Source organism: Paenibacillus sp. Soil787, from assembly GCF_001429545.1.
Classification (GTDB): Bacteria; Bacillota; Bacilli; order Paenibacillales; family NBRC-103111; genus Paenibacillus_E.
The window spans coordinates 66,016-80,684 of the sequence record NZ_LMSP01000047.1; the positions used below are offsets into that span (position 1 = coordinate 66,016).

Annotated in this window: 12 protein-coding genes and 1 pseudogene; 6 read left to right on the forward strand and 7 right to left on the reverse strand. The window is 45.9% G+C overall.

All coding sequences use genetic code 11. The features are described from left to right. Window positions 1–34: 34 nt before the first annotated feature. A complete protein-coding gene (locus ASG93_RS31625) occupies window positions 35–1,024 on the forward strand; it encodes an asparaginase (RefSeq protein ID WP_056838798.1) in 990 nt (329 codons plus the stop codon). A 2-nt stretch (window positions 1,025–1,026) separates the two neighbouring features. Here ASG93_RS31625 and ASG93_RS31630 read toward each other — a convergent pair whose 3' ends face one another. From ASG93_RS31630 to ASG93_RS31645, 4 genes are all read right to left on the reverse strand, one after another. Beyond that, window positions 1,027–1,533, reverse strand: a complete 507-nt coding sequence (locus ASG93_RS31630; protein WP_056838800.1) for a DinB family protein — start codon at window positions 1,531–1,533, stop codon at window positions 1,027–1,029. Between the two features lie 4 nt (window positions 1,534–1,537). Continuing rightward, complete coding sequence (locus ASG93_RS31635; RefSeq protein WP_056838802.1) at window positions 1,538–1,933, reverse strand: VOC family protein; 396 nt, start codon at window positions 1,931–1,933, stop codon at window positions 1,538–1,540. Window positions 1,934–1,995: 62 nt separating this feature from the next. Next, complete coding sequence (locus ASG93_RS31640; protein WP_056838804.1) at window positions 1,996–2,970, reverse strand: helix-turn-helix transcriptional regulator; 975 nt, start codon at window positions 2,968–2,970, stop codon at window positions 1,996–1,998. A gap of 119 nt (window positions 2,971–3,089) precedes the next feature. After that, a complete protein-coding gene (locus ASG93_RS31645; protein WP_235551037.1) occupies window positions 3,090–4,841 on the reverse strand; it encodes a sigma-54-dependent Fis family transcriptional regulator in 1,752 nt (583 codons plus the stop codon). A 242-nt stretch (window positions 4,842–5,083) separates the two neighbouring features. Here ASG93_RS31645 and adh point away from each other — a divergent pair, with 242 nt between their 5' ends. The 5 genes from adh (at window position 5,084) to ASG93_RS31670 (ending at window position 10,864) form a co-directional block, all read left to right on the forward strand. Then, on the forward strand, window positions 5,084–6,604 hold the full coding sequence (gene adh, locus ASG93_RS31650; RefSeq protein WP_056838806.1) for an aldehyde dehydrogenase: 1,521 nt from the start codon (window positions 5,084–5,086) through the stop codon (window positions 6,602–6,604). Window positions 6,605–6,615: 11 nt separating this feature from the next. Further along, window positions 6,616–6,981 (forward strand): DUF779 domain-containing protein, encoded by a 366-nt coding sequence (locus ASG93_RS31655; protein WP_056838808.1) that lies wholly within the window; start codon window positions 6,616–6,618, stop codon window positions 6,979–6,981. Window positions 6,982–8,731: 1,750 nt separating this feature from the next. Then, on the forward strand, window positions 8,732–9,928 hold the full coding sequence (locus tag ASG93_RS31660) for a ParM/StbA family protein (RefSeq protein ID WP_056838811.1): 1,197 nt from the start codon (window positions 8,732–8,734) through the stop codon (window positions 9,926–9,928). Beyond that, window positions 9,925–10,371: a hypothetical protein gene (locus tag ASG93_RS31665; protein ID WP_056838813.1), complete on the forward strand. Its 447-nt coding sequence runs from the start codon at window positions 9,925–9,927 to the stop codon at window positions 10,369–10,371. Before ASG93_RS31660 ends, ASG93_RS31665 begins: the two co-directional genes overlap by 4 nt. 34 nt (window positions 10,372–10,405) lie before the next feature. Beyond that, entirely contained in the window at window positions 10,406–10,864 is a 459-nt protein-coding gene (locus ASG93_RS31670; protein ID WP_056838815.1) for a hypothetical protein, read from the forward strand. 60 nt (window positions 10,865–10,924) lie between these two features. On the opposite strand, the gene ASG93_RS31675 is transcribed toward ASG93_RS31670, so the two are convergent. The 3 genes and pseudogenes from ASG93_RS31675 to ASG93_RS31685 all read right to left on the reverse strand — a co-directional run. Continuing rightward, window positions 10,925–11,839 (reverse strand): phosphotransferase, encoded by a 915-nt coding sequence (locus tag ASG93_RS31675; protein WP_235551032.1) that lies wholly within the window; start codon window positions 11,837–11,839, stop codon window positions 10,925–10,927. Window position 11,840: 1 nt separating this feature from the next. Beyond that, a complete protein-coding gene (locus ASG93_RS31680) occupies window positions 11,841–12,857 on the reverse strand; it encodes a phosphotransferase (protein WP_056838817.1) in 1,017 nt (338 codons plus the stop codon). 192 nt (window positions 12,858–13,049) lie between these two features. After that, window positions 13,050–14,600: pseudogene (locus ASG93_RS31685) on the reverse strand (catalase); the annotation flags it as partial. Window positions 14,601–14,669 lie beyond the last annotated feature (69 nt).

The following is a 14,669-nucleotide window of genomic DNA, read 5'->3' on the forward strand; positions in this document are numbered from 1 at the left end:
ATGTAGCCGGAAACCACGCGAAAGGAACGTTTCTATGAAAAAGATACTTTTGTTAGCTACGGGGGGAACGATCGCGTCTGTGGTTGGGGAGGATGGATTGACCCCGGGGATGACGGCCGATGAATTGATCAGCTATTTGCCGGCACACAATCACCTTTATCAAGTAGACAGTAAGGTATTGATGGAAATTGACAGCACGAATATGCAGCCAGAATGTTGGGTTGGCATCGCGGAAGCTGTGTATAAGAATTATGATGAGTATGATGGATTTGTGATCACACATGGAACGGATACGATGAGTTATACATCAGCCGCGCTCTCCTATATGCTGCAAAACTTGAGTAAGCCGGTTGTGATTACAGGTTCTCAGGTTCCAATCCACAACAATCATACAGATGCCATCCATAACATGCGTAACGCTGCCCAGTTTGCGTGTGAAAACATCGGCGGTGTATTTATTGTGTTTGACGGCAAGGTGATTAACGGGACAAGAGCCGTGAAAGTGAGAACCCGCAGTTACGATGCCTTTGAAAGCATTAATCATCCGTATGTGGCTTACTTTGAAGGCGATGAAATCAAGTACACGACGCCTGTAGTACCTGTTTTGAATCAAGAGATGAAGCTGGACATATCGCTATGTCCCGATGTTTTTTTGTTAAAGCTGCATCCTGGTACGAAGCCTGAACTTTTTGACTATTTGAAACAGCACTATAGAGGTGTGATCATTGAAGGCTTTGGTTTAGGAGGGGTTCCCACCCAAGGTCGCAACCTTCTTCCGAAAATCATCGAGCTTATAGAAGCTGGAGTCGCTATTGTCATAACGACACAATGTCTGGAAGAGGGCGGCGATCTGACGCTTTATGAAGTTGGGCGAAGAGTAGGCAGAGAACAAATTATTTCGTCGAAGGATATGAATAAAGAAGCGATTGTTCCGAAATTGATGTGGGCATTAGGCAAGAGCAATGACCTCAAAGAGATCAAGGAACTGATGGAAACGTCGATTGCGGATGATACCACGCTATAAATTCAATTTATATCATACAAGTAAAACACATAGTCACTAGGTACACCTGCATGTCCGAGTTGACGGAGCATCGAAGTGATGTTGCCGCGGTGGTAAGTACCATGATTAACGACGTGGTGAATAAGCTCATCGATACTGGCATGCAGGACACCATAAGTTGGATGCGGAAAGTCTTTAATAACTTGCCAATCGGTATCGCTGTTAAGAAAGGTTTTGTAAGCCTCGGCAAGCTCCGAGAAGGCGGCTTCTAATTGTTTCAAGCTTTTCCCTGTAGTCTTCTCTTCAACAGTTACGAGCAGCTCTTGGATTTGCTCGTAGCTGTTTCCCTTCATGCCGGATAACCAGACAGTATCCACTCGGTATATGTGCACAAGTCCTGCATAGATGGTAGGAAATACATTGCTCATCTCCTGCAGTAAAATCTCCTCCGGCAGTTCCTCTAAACGTGCGAAAACCCGCTTATTCGCCCAAACATGATACTCGTAATTTTTGAGAGTTTGCGTAGACATCGGATCAATCCTCCTTCTTTTTTGCTTGATAGAGTTCTATTAATGTGCCATCTGCATCCCGAAAATGGGCAAGTCGTCCATTCCATGTCGGATGATGAAATGGTTCCTTGACGAATTTGATACCTTTATCTGTTAAACGATGGTAGGTATCATCTATATTTTCAACTTCAATATTTAGTACAAAATTCGTTGTATAGCTGCCGCTTTGTCCCAAATCTTCTCCCAGTGCTTCACCCATGGCTTTGCGGGACAGCAGTTCGATACGAGCAGCTCCCGTATTGAACAACGCGTATTCCATCGACTCCTCATACCAGTCCGCTTTCAACTCTAATAGATCCCTATAAAAAGCTGCGCTTTTGTGAAAATCATCTACCAAAATACGAATTTGTAATAAATTCATGATCTTTCCTCCTTAGGTTTCGCCTAAGACCTATTGTAGTCCATCTTCACTGACAGAAACGGTCAGTCAAGCTGCACCGCCGCATAATAATTGTGTAAGTGTTTAGTTACCTCAATCATTTGGTTTTGTAGCAGCTGCGGCTCTTTAATGCGAAGAGTCCCCCCATAAGAGAGAAGAAAGTATGGAAGATCAGACAGGATGTATCGCTCTTCCAGTTTAAAATGAGCTTCAAGCTGCGATCGTTCTACCAACGCATGGGCCAGATACCAATGACCACATAGATCATCTAACGCTTGCTCTCTTCCTGTAATTTTGACAGAGATGAGCTCATCTGGCTTATCCGAATCGGGCAGCACACCTGAAAGGATAAATTTGCGCGCCGAGAAATCAGCAGGCCGTTCAAACGTCTTCTCCGATGTAGCCAACTTTCGAATACGATCGATACGAAAGCTTCGAATTTCTTTACGAAGATGACAATGACCTACCACATACCATTTGCTTTTCCAGCAAACAAGTCCATAAGGATCCAGATGACGAGCTTCTATAACAGATCCGTAGCCTTTTTGATAATGCATAAACAGCGTTACGCTCTGAGCTACCGCAATTTCCACTTCTTGAAGCAAGGATACTTGCGAAGCATCAGCCTGAGGAAGAATGACGTCAAGACCTTGTTCATGCAGATGGATTTGATGGCGTTGTTCTTGATTGGTATACATTTTCAGCTTGGCGACGGCCTGACTTAATTTCTCTCCAAATGGATACCCCGCCTCCTGGGCAAACGCAGCTGCGTGAATCAACGCTTTTTGCTCATCCAGATCAAATACAAGCGGTGCTTCATTGAACTGACCGAGCAAGCTATAACCGCCATTATGCCCAGAATCGGCAATAATCGGGACTCCACTGGCACATAAAGCATCGATGTATCGATAGACGGTTCGGATGTTTATCTCCAGCTTCTCAGCAAGCTGCTTAGCTGTTATTCGCTTCTGAGATTTGAGCAACCATAGGATAGAAAGCATGTGATCTGCTTTTGACATAACTCATATTCCTTTCCTAGGAAATACTTTCCATATGGCTCCATCATACCATTGATAGACCGATGAAAAAAACACCCAATCTCCAAGAGATAGGGCGCTTGGTTTATAAAAAGTTATCGTTAAAATAACGTTATGCCGTACTCCTCAATTTTACGATATAGCGTCGTTCTTCCGATTTTCAATTGCCCGGCGGCCTTGCTAAGGTTCCATTCCGAGGCCTTCAGCGCATTCTTAATCGCCGTGATTTCCGCGTCCTTCAACGTGAGTGGATGATCTTTGCCTGATCCTGCTTGCACAGCCTCATCGGATTCTTCGAAAGATAGATGCTCAGCGTCAATCTCGTGTCCTCCAGCTAAGAAGACCGCTTGCATAAGAATGCCGCTAAGCTCTCTTATATTGCCCGGCCAGCTGTAGGTTAACAGCTTTTGCTGCGCTGCTTCTGTTATGAATGGACATGGCGAAGCATGCTTCTGGAGTAAATGCACGGCTAATGTCAGAATATCGCTTCTTTCTCGTAAGGACGGCAGCGTAATATGGATCCCTTTCAACCGGTAATATAGATCAGCCCGAAATCGGCCTGCCTTAATCTCCGTGGTCAAATCCTTATTCGTTGCTGCAATGACTCTAATGTCAATTGCTTTGCTCTTCGCGCTGCCTACCGGAGTAATCGTGCTTTCCTGGAGTACTCTTAATAAAGCAGCCTGAGCACGAAGAGGCATGTCGCCAATCTCATCGAGAAAAATAGTACCCTTGTGCGCGGCCTCGAATTTCCCGGCATTGCCGTCTTTGTTCGCTCCCGTGAAAGCGCCGCGAGCATATCCGAACAATTCACTCTCGACCAGGCTGTCCGGGATGGCGCTGCAATTCATTGCAATGAATGGCTCCACCGACCGGGGGCTAGCGGTATGAATGGATTGCGCGAACAATTCTTTCCCCACGCCGCTTTCACCCAATAATAAGACAGGAAAATCAGTCGCAGCTGCCTTCTTGGCCAATTCTTTCTTCTGTATGATGGTCGGACACGTGCCGACAATATCTCTAAACGCATACAAATGCTGCTCGTTTGCCGCCTGCTTCTGAATGGAGACGGATTGCCACAGCTTCTGATGCTCATTATGAATGGTTTCAACCGAAAAGCCATCCAACTTCGTAAACACCTTGCCAATTGCGTCGCTTCCAACAATACGGACGGCGGCATGATTAGCGCGAAGGATGCGATGATCCCGGCTTAGAGAGAGCAGCGGCAAAGGATGATGAAGTGAGGAATGCTCGAGTTCTCTGAGGGTAATGAGATGCTCCTTCTTCGACTCTTCCAGCAGAATTTTGTTCTGCAGGGAATGGGCTGCCATACAGGCAAGTGTAAACGTATAGGCGTGGTAATTCTCTTGTTTGCCGCTAATATTGATGATACCGATCAGCTCGCCGATTGAATTGAAGACGGGTGCCGAGGCGCAGGTTAGGAAGTGATTGGAGTTGAAATAATGCTCTTCGGCATGCACACGTACGGGTTTTTTCTCTGCTAGAGCGACACCAATGGCATTGGTTCCTTTTCTTCTCTCGGCCCAATTTGCTCCTACTTGCAGCTGAACCGCTAACGCCCGGCGGGAGAAATCGATATCTCCGACCGTGTGAATAATGGTTCCCTCTGAATCGATAAGCAGCGCCATCTGGCCAGATTGCTTGATGCCTGTGTGCATTTGCTCGAATATTTGCTCTGTATAATGTATGGTTTGCTCGTTTTGCCTTAACAGAGATTGAATGTTGCTTCCGGTTAAGATGTCATCGTCAATGGGGTCGGTGGGCATTAAACCAAGTTCGTGACAGCGCTTCCAAGATGACGCCGCCGCTTCTGATAAAAAGTTATTTTCCACGGATAGCAAAAATATACACCTCCATTGCTGCAATCGGTTTCCTAACCCGATCATATCATAGTTGCTTTTATTAATGGAGAGCTGAAAGAAAGAATGTCCCAAAATGGAACACTTCCGTTGTTTCAGAGCGGAACAAAAACGAATAAGCGCTCACCATATTGCCTTATTTGGCGGCATTCAATAAGTTGGCACGATCCTTGCTTATATATTTAACGTATTCCATTTTAAGGAGGCTGAGCTAAATGATTTATGCACAACCTGGACAAAACGAATCAAAGGTTACATTTAAAAAACGGTATGAAAATTTTATCGGAGGTCAGTGGACTTCGCCTATTAAGGGCCAATACTTTGACAATCCTTCACCTGTAAATAATCGCGTTTTCTGTGAGGTTCCACGCTCTACCTCAGAGGATATCGAGCTGGCTTTAGATGCTGCGCATGCTGCAAAGGACTCATGGGGGCGCACGTCCGCTGCGGAGCGTGCCGTCATTTTAAATAAAATTGCCGATCGCATGGAAGCGAATTTGGAAATGCTCGCAGTTGCCGAGACCTGGGATAACGGGAAGCCGGTTCGGGAAACGCTTGCCGCCGATCTGCCATTGGCGATCGACCATTTTCGCTATTTTGCGGGATGCATTCGCGCCCAGGAGGGTTCGCTCAGCCAATTGGATGATAATATGGTGGCTTACCATTTTAATGAGCCTCTTGGCGTCGTCGGTCAAATTATTCCGTGGAACTTTCCACTGCTTATGGCAACATGGAAGCTTGCTCCGGCACTTGCGGCCGGAAATGCAGTCGTTCTGAAGCCTGCTGAGCAAACGCCGGCCTCCATATTGGTGCTGATAGAGCTTATCCAAGATTTGCTGCCGCCGGGCGTAATCAATATCGTCAACGGCTTCGGACTTGAAGCCGGCAAACCGCTTGCCTCGAGCAGCCGGATCGCGAAAATCGCCTTTACCGGTGAGACGACGACAGGCCGCTTAATTATGCAGTATGCTTCGCAAAACCTGATACCGGTCACCTTGGAGCTGGGTGGCAAGTCGCCGAATATTTTCTTTGAGGATGTAGTTGCTAGTGATGACGCTTTCTTCTATAAAGCGCTCGAAGGCTTTGCGATGTTCGCCCTGAATCAAGGAGAAGTCTGTACCAGCCCGTCACGCGCATTAATTCAGGAATCGATTTATGATCAATTTATGGAAAGAGCCTTGAAGCGAGTCGCTGCTATCAAACAAGGCAACCCTCTGGATACAGAAACGATGATTGGCGCACAAGCCTCTACCGAGCAGGTTGAGAAAATTATGAGCTATATCCATATCGGTGCAGAGGAAGGTGCTGAATGCCTGATCGGCGGAGGTCGGGCAAAGGTGGATGGAGATATTTCCGAAGGCTACTATATTCAGCCGACAGTTCTGAAGGGGCATAACAAAATGAGAATCTTCCAAGAGGAGATTTTCGGTCCGGTTCTTTCCGTTACGACGTTCAAGGATCAGGAAGAGGCGCTGGCCATCGCGAATGACACGCTCTATGGTCTTGGCTCTGGCGTTTGGACGCGCGACATGAACACGGCCTACCGGATGGGGCGCAGCATTCAAGCCGGCCGCGTATGGACGAATTGCTACCATGCGTATCCTGCCCATGCGGCCTTCGGCGGCTATAAGAGCTCGGGCATTGGCCGTGAGAATCACAAAATGATGCTCTCCCATTACCAGCAAACCAAAAATCTACTCGTCAGCTACAGCCCCGACGCACTGGGCTTCTTCTAAAAGGCCGCACGATGACGATAGAAGTGAGCAAGGTTGTTGCTACCGATGCCGCTCTAGAGCTAATCGAATTCGTAAAGGCCAAGCATGGCCCTGTCATGTTCCATCAATCCGGCGGCTGCTGTGACGGCAGCTCTCCGATGTGTTACGCGCAAGAGGAGTTCCTTATCGGCGACAGCGACGTATGGCTAGGGGATATAGGCGGCGCACCCTTCTATATGAGCAAGTCGCAATACGAATATTGGAAGAATACGATGCTTATCATTGACGTAGTGCCTGGCAGAGGCGGGATGTTTTCGCTAGAGGGGCCGGAAGGGCGACGTTTTCTGACTCGCTCGAGGATGTTCTCGGATGAGGAGCGGCGTGTGTTGGGTCTTTAAGCTTTTTGATAGGATAGGATCAAAAGCCCTGTTCTCTTCCTTGACGAAGAGAGCAGGGTTTTTTGAGTAAAGTATAAGTTTCGAGGTAGAGCTAGAGGTACACCCTTTCTAATTTTTTTTGGGAAACGTAGCAGCTGGCTTTATTTCGGTGTATCAATTGTAATTATCTGTTCTACCCGGCACTACACTATGCTCGCGGAAGTAGAGACCTTATTTTGCTCAAAACCGCTTATTTCCAGTTTTGGCGGAACTAGGGGCCGCTATTTCCTGCATTCGTGCTGTAAAAGCTGTGAAAACACCAAAATAGCGCCGCTACGTTCCGCGTGCCAGCGCCATATCGGCATTTTCGCCGAAATAGAGGATCCTCGTTCCCCGTCAACTTCAATCAGCAGCTTATATCCACTATGCTAGCGAACATAGATTCCTTGTTTTGGAGTAATTTAACCTTTTTAGAGGAGGTAGAGCTACTCTTGTGTTAGAATTGCTGTATTTTTTGTAGAATCCACATTCTTGGTCGAATGATGTTGTATAAAGTGCAACAATTNTATCTTGGAGTAATTTAGCCTTTTTAGAGGAGGTAGAGCTACTCTTGTGTTAGAATTGCTGTATTTTTTGTAGAATCCACATTCTTGGTCGAATGATGTTGTATAAAGTGCAACAATTCTGCCTAGAATCGACCTCATATCCCTTCGATGTTGCATAATGTACAACAATTTAGCCCCAAACAGGAGATTTTGCGACAAATGGGCTCGAATTGTTGTACAAACTACAACTTTTACAAGCAAAATAGCCTTTTGGCATGTGAATTGTTGCAGAATCTACAACATTGACGATAGCTCATCGAAATCGAAGTTGCCAATAATGGAGCCATCTTAGAACAGAAGAGGGGTGGGTGTGAGGGTGGAAAGGCGCTTTGCGGTGGGCCTCCTTTGAAATCTTGTTATACCGCTAAATAAATTTAAAGAAGCACGATTTCAAGAAGCGGTTGGAACCCCACATCCCTCCCTCCCCCTGCTCAAAACGTATGGGTTAACACGAAAAAAGACCGTCAGGGTGATCCCTGACGGTTTGTCTAAGTAGATAAGAAAGTATAAGTTTTATACTTTTGCTTCGCATCTACCTTGACAAACGCGCTCGTCCCTGAAGGACGACGGAGTCGTTTATCCTTGCTGCAGGCAGTGTTTTACAAGAAAGGCTCTTCCCATATTCGGCCTATGAACAAGAAGCAAATCGCAGAAAGGCTGCATGTGCATTAACTTAACAGCAAGAGCTGCCCCGTAAATAATGGCATGTTGTACAGCGTACAACAATTTCCTTGATTTCTTCCTAGCTAGCGGTGTTGTATGTTGTACAACAATTTAGCCTCTTTTTATGCTTTAGAGCTACTTTTGGCTGGAATTGATGTATTTTATGCAACATTCGCGTGAAAATGGTTCTATTTGCTGGCCTAAAGTTGTACAGAATACAACATTCCGCGGACAAGTAAGCAAAAGTCTAGACATCTTGGTGTAACTTTCGTTGCAGCAACATTTACAAAAGGTCAGAATACAAGTTTAAACTTTAAAGTTTAAATCTTAACGTTCAAATCGCACAGTTTAAAAGTTAAATCTTGAATCTTAAACTTTAAACTTTAAAGTTCATTCCAGCTAGCTGCTAAAAATACCAATTACTCCAAATACCCTCTCAATTAGCCCTAGTAGCGCGAATCTTTATATAAACTCAAATATGGCTTACGGAGAGGGGAATAGACTTGACAAAGAACGAAGTCTTAACCACTACCATCACGCTGTCTATTGATAATGGCAGCAGTCACGTTAAAGTGATCTATGACCATTTGGACAATAACTTTATTTTTCCTAATGTACTAGCGCAACCGTTTGGTGAACGATTTCTTTTGATGGAACAAGGTGATCCCCTGGATTTCCTCGACGTTCAGATTACATCGCCCTCGATAGAGAGCGATCAGTACCGGCATGTTTACGTGGGTAACTTAGCGATCGGTGACGAAGGGATCATTCATGAAATTGTAGGGGATAAAGCGGTGCAAAAGAAGGCCCAGAGACCCGAAACGATGGTGACTCTCCTTACGGCTGCGGCGTATGCCATTGCCAAGAAACATGAGGATGCCATCAGGCGGGGGAAAAAGCGGATTAAAGCCGCTGTCAACTTAGGTACAGGTCTTCCGATTCGTGAAATAACGAAATTCCGCGAGGAATTTGCTCATAAGATTACAGGAGGCGTACATACCGTTACTTTCGGGACTACCCCCGTATTTAAAGGGATTACAGTGGAAATGGAATTTTCGCTTCCAACCGATATCAGCATAGACGATGTATCCGGTGTTTACGACCTTGAGGCCACTTCCAAATCGCATCTATCCCACAAAGGCTTTGGCATTGCGGATGTAGGTGGCGTCGATATGGATATCGCGTTCTTCAAACCAGGCCTCGATCTGGATCAACGGCACTCTACCGGCGCTAAGATCTACCTCAATGATGCATTAGAGAGTATCCGCAACGAGGTTAACTCACAAGGCGAGGAATTGATCGCAAGCACGGCAGAATTGACCCTCATGCTGGTGAACAAAGAGTATGAGATTTATGCGGAGGGTAAGGTTGTTTTTGACATGACAAGCCTGATTAACCGGCATATGCGCATTTTAGCGGAAAAAGTGCTGAAATACGCCCGTAACTCTTGGAAGCATGTTCGCTATGCCAATGAATTTTGGTTTATCGGCGGTGGAGCGGTCGTTTTGCAGCCTTGGATTGAGAAGCTAAACGCTGAGCTGGGCTTGCCCATTAAGTTTGATACCGTGGAACACAGCCAATTCCGAAATGTGCGAGGCACTTTTCTCATGCTTGACCATGCGCTGAAACATGAGGACGAAACCGCAGCGGCCAGTGCTGATTCTAAAGGAGTATCCGAGAGCGGGAGCGGTTCGGATTGAAAAAGCGGAGATCCACCGTTTACGTTCGCTCCGGTAAGGATGTTACCCTGTATATCCCATCAGATACGCCGCCGGAGGTTATCGACTATTTAAACCAATTGAAAATGGAAGGCATATTCAGTCAAGGGATCATGGATATTTTGACCAGATATGTTCGTGAGGAGCAATCGAATAAGCGACCGGTAGTAGAATTATTTCCCGGGAAAGAAATGATCTCGGGCATGGATGAGGCCGTTTCTCTCGCAGAGAACAACAGTGACATGGAGTCGGCAGAGCCTAATGAACCTGCTCATGAAGCGATTGATGATTTCAATCAGCGAAAGAAGGAGATCCCGGGTGCCAATGATCAGAAAAAATTCAGCTTGGCGCAAATATTCAAGCAGTCTCGGCACAATTCGGGTAAGCTGGTTCAACCCTCGGATCAGGGGAACCATAATGAGTAGGTGAACTCCATGATTAAGAAAAGGAGGACATCAGATGGACAATGGACAAGCTAAGGACGCAGCGCGTCATTTTAATCTTTCAGATGAAGTTTTTCACCATCCCGGGATGGATATTTATACACAAATGACCTTTATCGTCTTGAAATGTTTTTCTTCAGAATCGAACATTCCAGGATTATCTGATATTGCTAAGCTCGGTCGCATGAATCTCAAGCAGGCGACCAAGGCATTGCAGCAACTCGTGGAGATGAGAATTGTCTCGCACAAAATATTTCGCCGTATGGTGGGAGATTTCCAAGACGATCGGCTTTCCTGGGCTGCTAAGGGCTTGCTAACGTTTTGCAAAGAGAACCCGAACATCAACCTAGACGATCTAGTGGAGCTGTCCAGCGAATCGGGTGAGGATGAACACAGCATACGCAAGGCTCTTAAGGAATTGAACGAATATGGGTACTTGGACGAGTATCCTGTATGGAGCAAAATCGCTAACTAAGGTATAGCAGACATAAGAATCAACTAAAAGGCACCCTGTCTAAGGGTGCCTTTTGATCATTTAAAGCAACGCCCTAAGCTCACGCTGATACTTGTTCAAATGGGAGACTGTCGGAATAATCTCTTTGGCCAAACGAATACCGCCAATCCTAATGTTCCGGACTACATGATAAGGAGCAGACAAAAGTGCATGAAGAAGAGTGAGATCAGAAGAGCTCAATGGACGATATCTCTGATAATAATCGATCCAACGAAGCATCTCCGTACCGTCCCAGAGGCAGTTTCGATGAAGAATATGGGATAAATCCTTCATTCTGGTGTGGAGTGACGTGTTGTCAAAATCAATCAAATGCAGCTTCCGCCGTTTGTCTTTCATCAGATTGGGATAATTATAATCGCCATGGACAAAGGCGGAAGCCGTTTGTTCCATATCGATGGCCTCTATCACTTTGGGCTGATGTAAATGGTCAAGTACCTCCTCGCTAAGTGCTGCTAAATGTTCGGTAATTTTGTAAGAGCTGAGCAAGGTTTTATATTCAGTAATTTCATGATTCAGCCTTGAATATCGAATTCTTGCTTCCGGAGCTTCAGCTATAGGAAATCCTTCAGCTATGGCATGGAATTTGGATAAGGTTCGAATCCCTTTCTTTAAGTCTTTCCTCCTCGTAAAGTCCGGCCTTTCACCGTCAACCCAATTCGTTAAGGTGTAGAAAAGGCCATCATAAGACATGTAGGGGGATTGCTCCACCGTAGGAGAAACCTTTTGACTACGAGTAAAACCGCGCTCATCCATATAGGATAGGATTCGGGTAATAAACCTGACTTCCTCTTCCGGGAAAGCGTAGCTTTTTAAACAATAGGTCGCGTTCGTGGTCCGAATCTTATAAATGTCTTTGATCTTAAGGGTTTCTTTTATTTTTAAGCCATATATTTGTTCAACCTGTGACTTCATGGACATCTTCCTGGACATTTTCATGCTAATTCTCCTTGGGGATTGATTTTGTCCATTCATCTAAAAAATCCATTGCTTTTAATCGGGGATGCCAGGTTTGTTCGAAAATATCGAGCATTTCAAGGCTTCTTGATTGATGAGGGAACCGAGTAGCGTGCCAAGCTTCCCGAGGTAATCGATATAATGCCGAAATTAATTTGCGCTCGGTCTCATCTAAAGGACGACGTTCTTCGTACCCCTTTAACAACGCTAGTATAAAATCGGGATTAAATTGTGTGGTGTTCATCAGGGCTTTCGCTAGATCCGCATAGATAGAACCAACCTTAACGCGGTCCCAATCGATAATGAAAAGCTGACCGGTTTCAGAAATAATGACATTAGGGGAAGTAATATCGTTGTGTATCAATGCGGGATGATCCTCTTCTTTCTTCAAAAGATCTTCGATCTCGGGGCTTTTTAAGTGAGCCCATGTCCGATCGGTAAGACGCTTACAGTACTTTCCGTATTTTTTGTACCATTTGCGGTTCTGTCCATGCGTGCGGATAGCGCTTGCCATTCGTCTACGAAAGAGGCGATCTTGCATTTTCCATAATTCGATTTGTTTATTCGTGAAGGGCTCTTTAGTGTCAAGGAGACTACTGGAAGTAGTATGTAGAGTGGCAAGGGCCCGGCCAAGCTCTTCAAAATCCCCGCTGGTTTCCAGACTTCTTCCATTTATCCATTCCGTCATATAGAAGGGGAGACCGCGGTGCATAGTCCATAACCTTCCAGAACGGGCAGTGAGCCATTTGGGCATGTAACTGAACCCGCTATTCATCAAGAGTTCTACATACGCTGCCGTAAATTTCATTTGATGAATGGTACTCGTGCGGAGGAGTGTGTTTCGAAAAAAGGGCTTCATGGCATAGGTGCCCGATTCCGTTTGTACGTGAATAATCGCGTTTTCTCGGTAAAAGGATGCAACCGTGCTTGATCGGAGCGGCCGTAGGCCGAAACGGCGAGTAATTTTGCGAATTCGGTGTTTCGTATAGGGATTCACCATGTGGCAACCTCGCTTTATTTAAGATGGGTGGAGGAGTAGTTATTAGCTAAACTATTCATTCGTGGGTAGGAATGTATGGTCTAATGCCACGGGTGCAGCAAAAAACTTTCCGTTCGAAAGCGAGGGAAACGAAAAAATGACCGGAAGGCTGGGAGCCTTACTCGGTCATTTCTTGAAAAAATTTTTTAATCTTTAATATCCGTCTGTTCGTTTTCCTGAATTCTCAGCTATTTCAGCGCCATCTCTTTCCGAATCGGAGCCGAGGTGTGCCGAATCGACGTTAGCTTGAGAGAGACCTTCAGAAACACGTCGACCGTAATCAGGATCGGCATTTGTGAAATGTTCAATCATTTTACTCTGGATCATTGGCTTACATATCTTCAGCGCATCGACCAAATTCGCAATCAATTCATCGCGTTCCCAACCTTCAAATTTGCGATAGGTATCTCCGGCTTGCTTGAAGTCGTTGGTTCGGCTGATTTTCTCACGGACTAATCTATCTTTATACATGGGCTGATGTTCTTTACCGGAAGGAACTGCTTCTTGTAACCCGCCAAGAGAGGAAGGCTCATAATTCACATGCGGATTTTGCCCGGGTGCCCGATCAACCATAATGGCCATTTGCCCATCCCGTTGGTTCGTGGCTACGCGTGTTTTGGGGGCGTTAATCGGCAGCTGAAGGTAGTTCGTTCCCACGCGGTATCGCTGGGTATCGGAGTAGGAGAATGTTCGGCCCTGCAGCAGCTTGTCATCGGAGAAATCAAGACCATCGACCAGAACACCCGTACCGAAAGCGGCCTGCTCGACTTCGGCAAAGTAATTCTCGGGGTTTTTATTCAGCACCATTTTGCCCACAGGTAAAAAAGGAAATTGTTCATGATCCCAAAGCTTCGTCGGGTCAAGCGGGTCGAAGTCGAGCTCTGGATGCTCGTCATCACTCAAGATTTGAACACAGAGCTCCCACTCCGGATACTCTCCGTGCTCGATGGCTTCATACAAATCCTGCGTGGCATGACTCACGTTTTTACCCTGAATGCCTTCTGCTTCCTTCTGAGTCAGGTTTTTCATTCCTTGCTTCAGAGGTTCCCAGTGATACTTGACTAATACAGCTTGCCCGTCTTGGTTGACCCACTTGTAGGTATTCACACCAGACCCTTGCATTTGTCTATAATTGGCTGGAATCCCCCAAGGAGAGAAGAGGAATGTGATCATGTGAGTGGCCTCAGGAGAGTTCGATACGAAATCGAACATTTTCTCCGGATTTTGCAGGTTGGTGACGGGGTCTGGTTTGAAGGCATGAACCATGTCCGGGAACTTCAACGGATCGCGAATAAAGAAGATCTTCAAGTTGTTGCCGACTAAGTCCCAGTTGCCGTCCTCGGTATAGAATTTGGTGGCGAACCCTCGCGGATCACGAAAGGTTTCCGGAGAGTAATTACCGTGAACGACTGTAGAAAATCGGACAAATACAGGCGTCTGTTTACCTGCCTCTTGAAAAAGCTTGGCGCGAGTATAGGTGGAAATAGGCTCATTACCCACTTTGCCATAGGCCTCAAAATGTCCATGAGCACCGGCACCCCGTGCATGTACAACACGTTCTGGAATGCGCTCCCGATCAAAATGGGATATTTTCTCGATGTAATGATAGTTTTCGAGCGTTGAAGGTCCTCTATTTCCAATGGTTCGTATGTTTTGATTATCTGAAATCGGATGACCTTGCCGATTCGTTAAGGTCATCTCTTGGTTTTCTTTGTCCATTGTCCCCAAACCATCCTTCCTTAAATTGTCAGTAGTACCTTTTGCCATGTATAG

What these genes read in the sequence shown, in the direction of transcription:
- ASG93_RS31625 (WP_056838798.1), top strand. Translation starts at nt 35, where the DNA reads ATGAAAAAGATACTTTTGTTAGCTACGGGGGGAACGATCGCGTCTGTG.
- ASG93_RS31630 (WP_056838800.1), bottom strand. Translation starts at nt 1,533, where the DNA reads ATGTCTACGCAAACTCTCAAAAATTACGAGTATCATGTTTGGGCGAAT.
- ASG93_RS31635 (WP_056838802.1), bottom strand. Translation starts at nt 1,933, where the DNA reads ATGAATTTATTACAAATTCGTATTTTGGTAGATGATTTTCACAAAAGC.
- ASG93_RS31640 (WP_056838804.1), bottom strand. Translation starts at nt 2,970, where the DNA reads ATGTCAAAAGCAGATCACATGCTTTCTATCCTATGGTTGCTCAAATCT.
- adh (WP_056838806.1), top strand. Translation starts at nt 5,084, where the DNA reads ATGATTTATGCACAACCTGGACAAAACGAATCAAAGGTTACATTTAAA.
- ASG93_RS31655 (WP_056838808.1), top strand. Translation starts at nt 6,616, where the DNA reads ATGACGATAGAAGTGAGCAAGGTTGTTGCTACCGATGCCGCTCTAGAG.
- ASG93_RS31670 (WP_056838815.1), top strand. Translation starts at nt 10,406, where the DNA reads ATGGACAATGGACAAGCTAAGGACGCAGCGCGTCATTTTAATCTTTCA.
- ASG93_RS31675 (WP_235551032.1), bottom strand. Translation starts at nt 11,839, where the DNA reads ATGAAAATGTCCAGGAAGATGTCCATGAAGTCACAGGTTGAACAAATA.
- ASG93_RS31680 (WP_056838817.1), bottom strand. Translation starts at nt 12,857, where the DNA reads ATGGTGAATCCCTATACGAAACACCGAATTCGCAAAATTACTCGCCGT.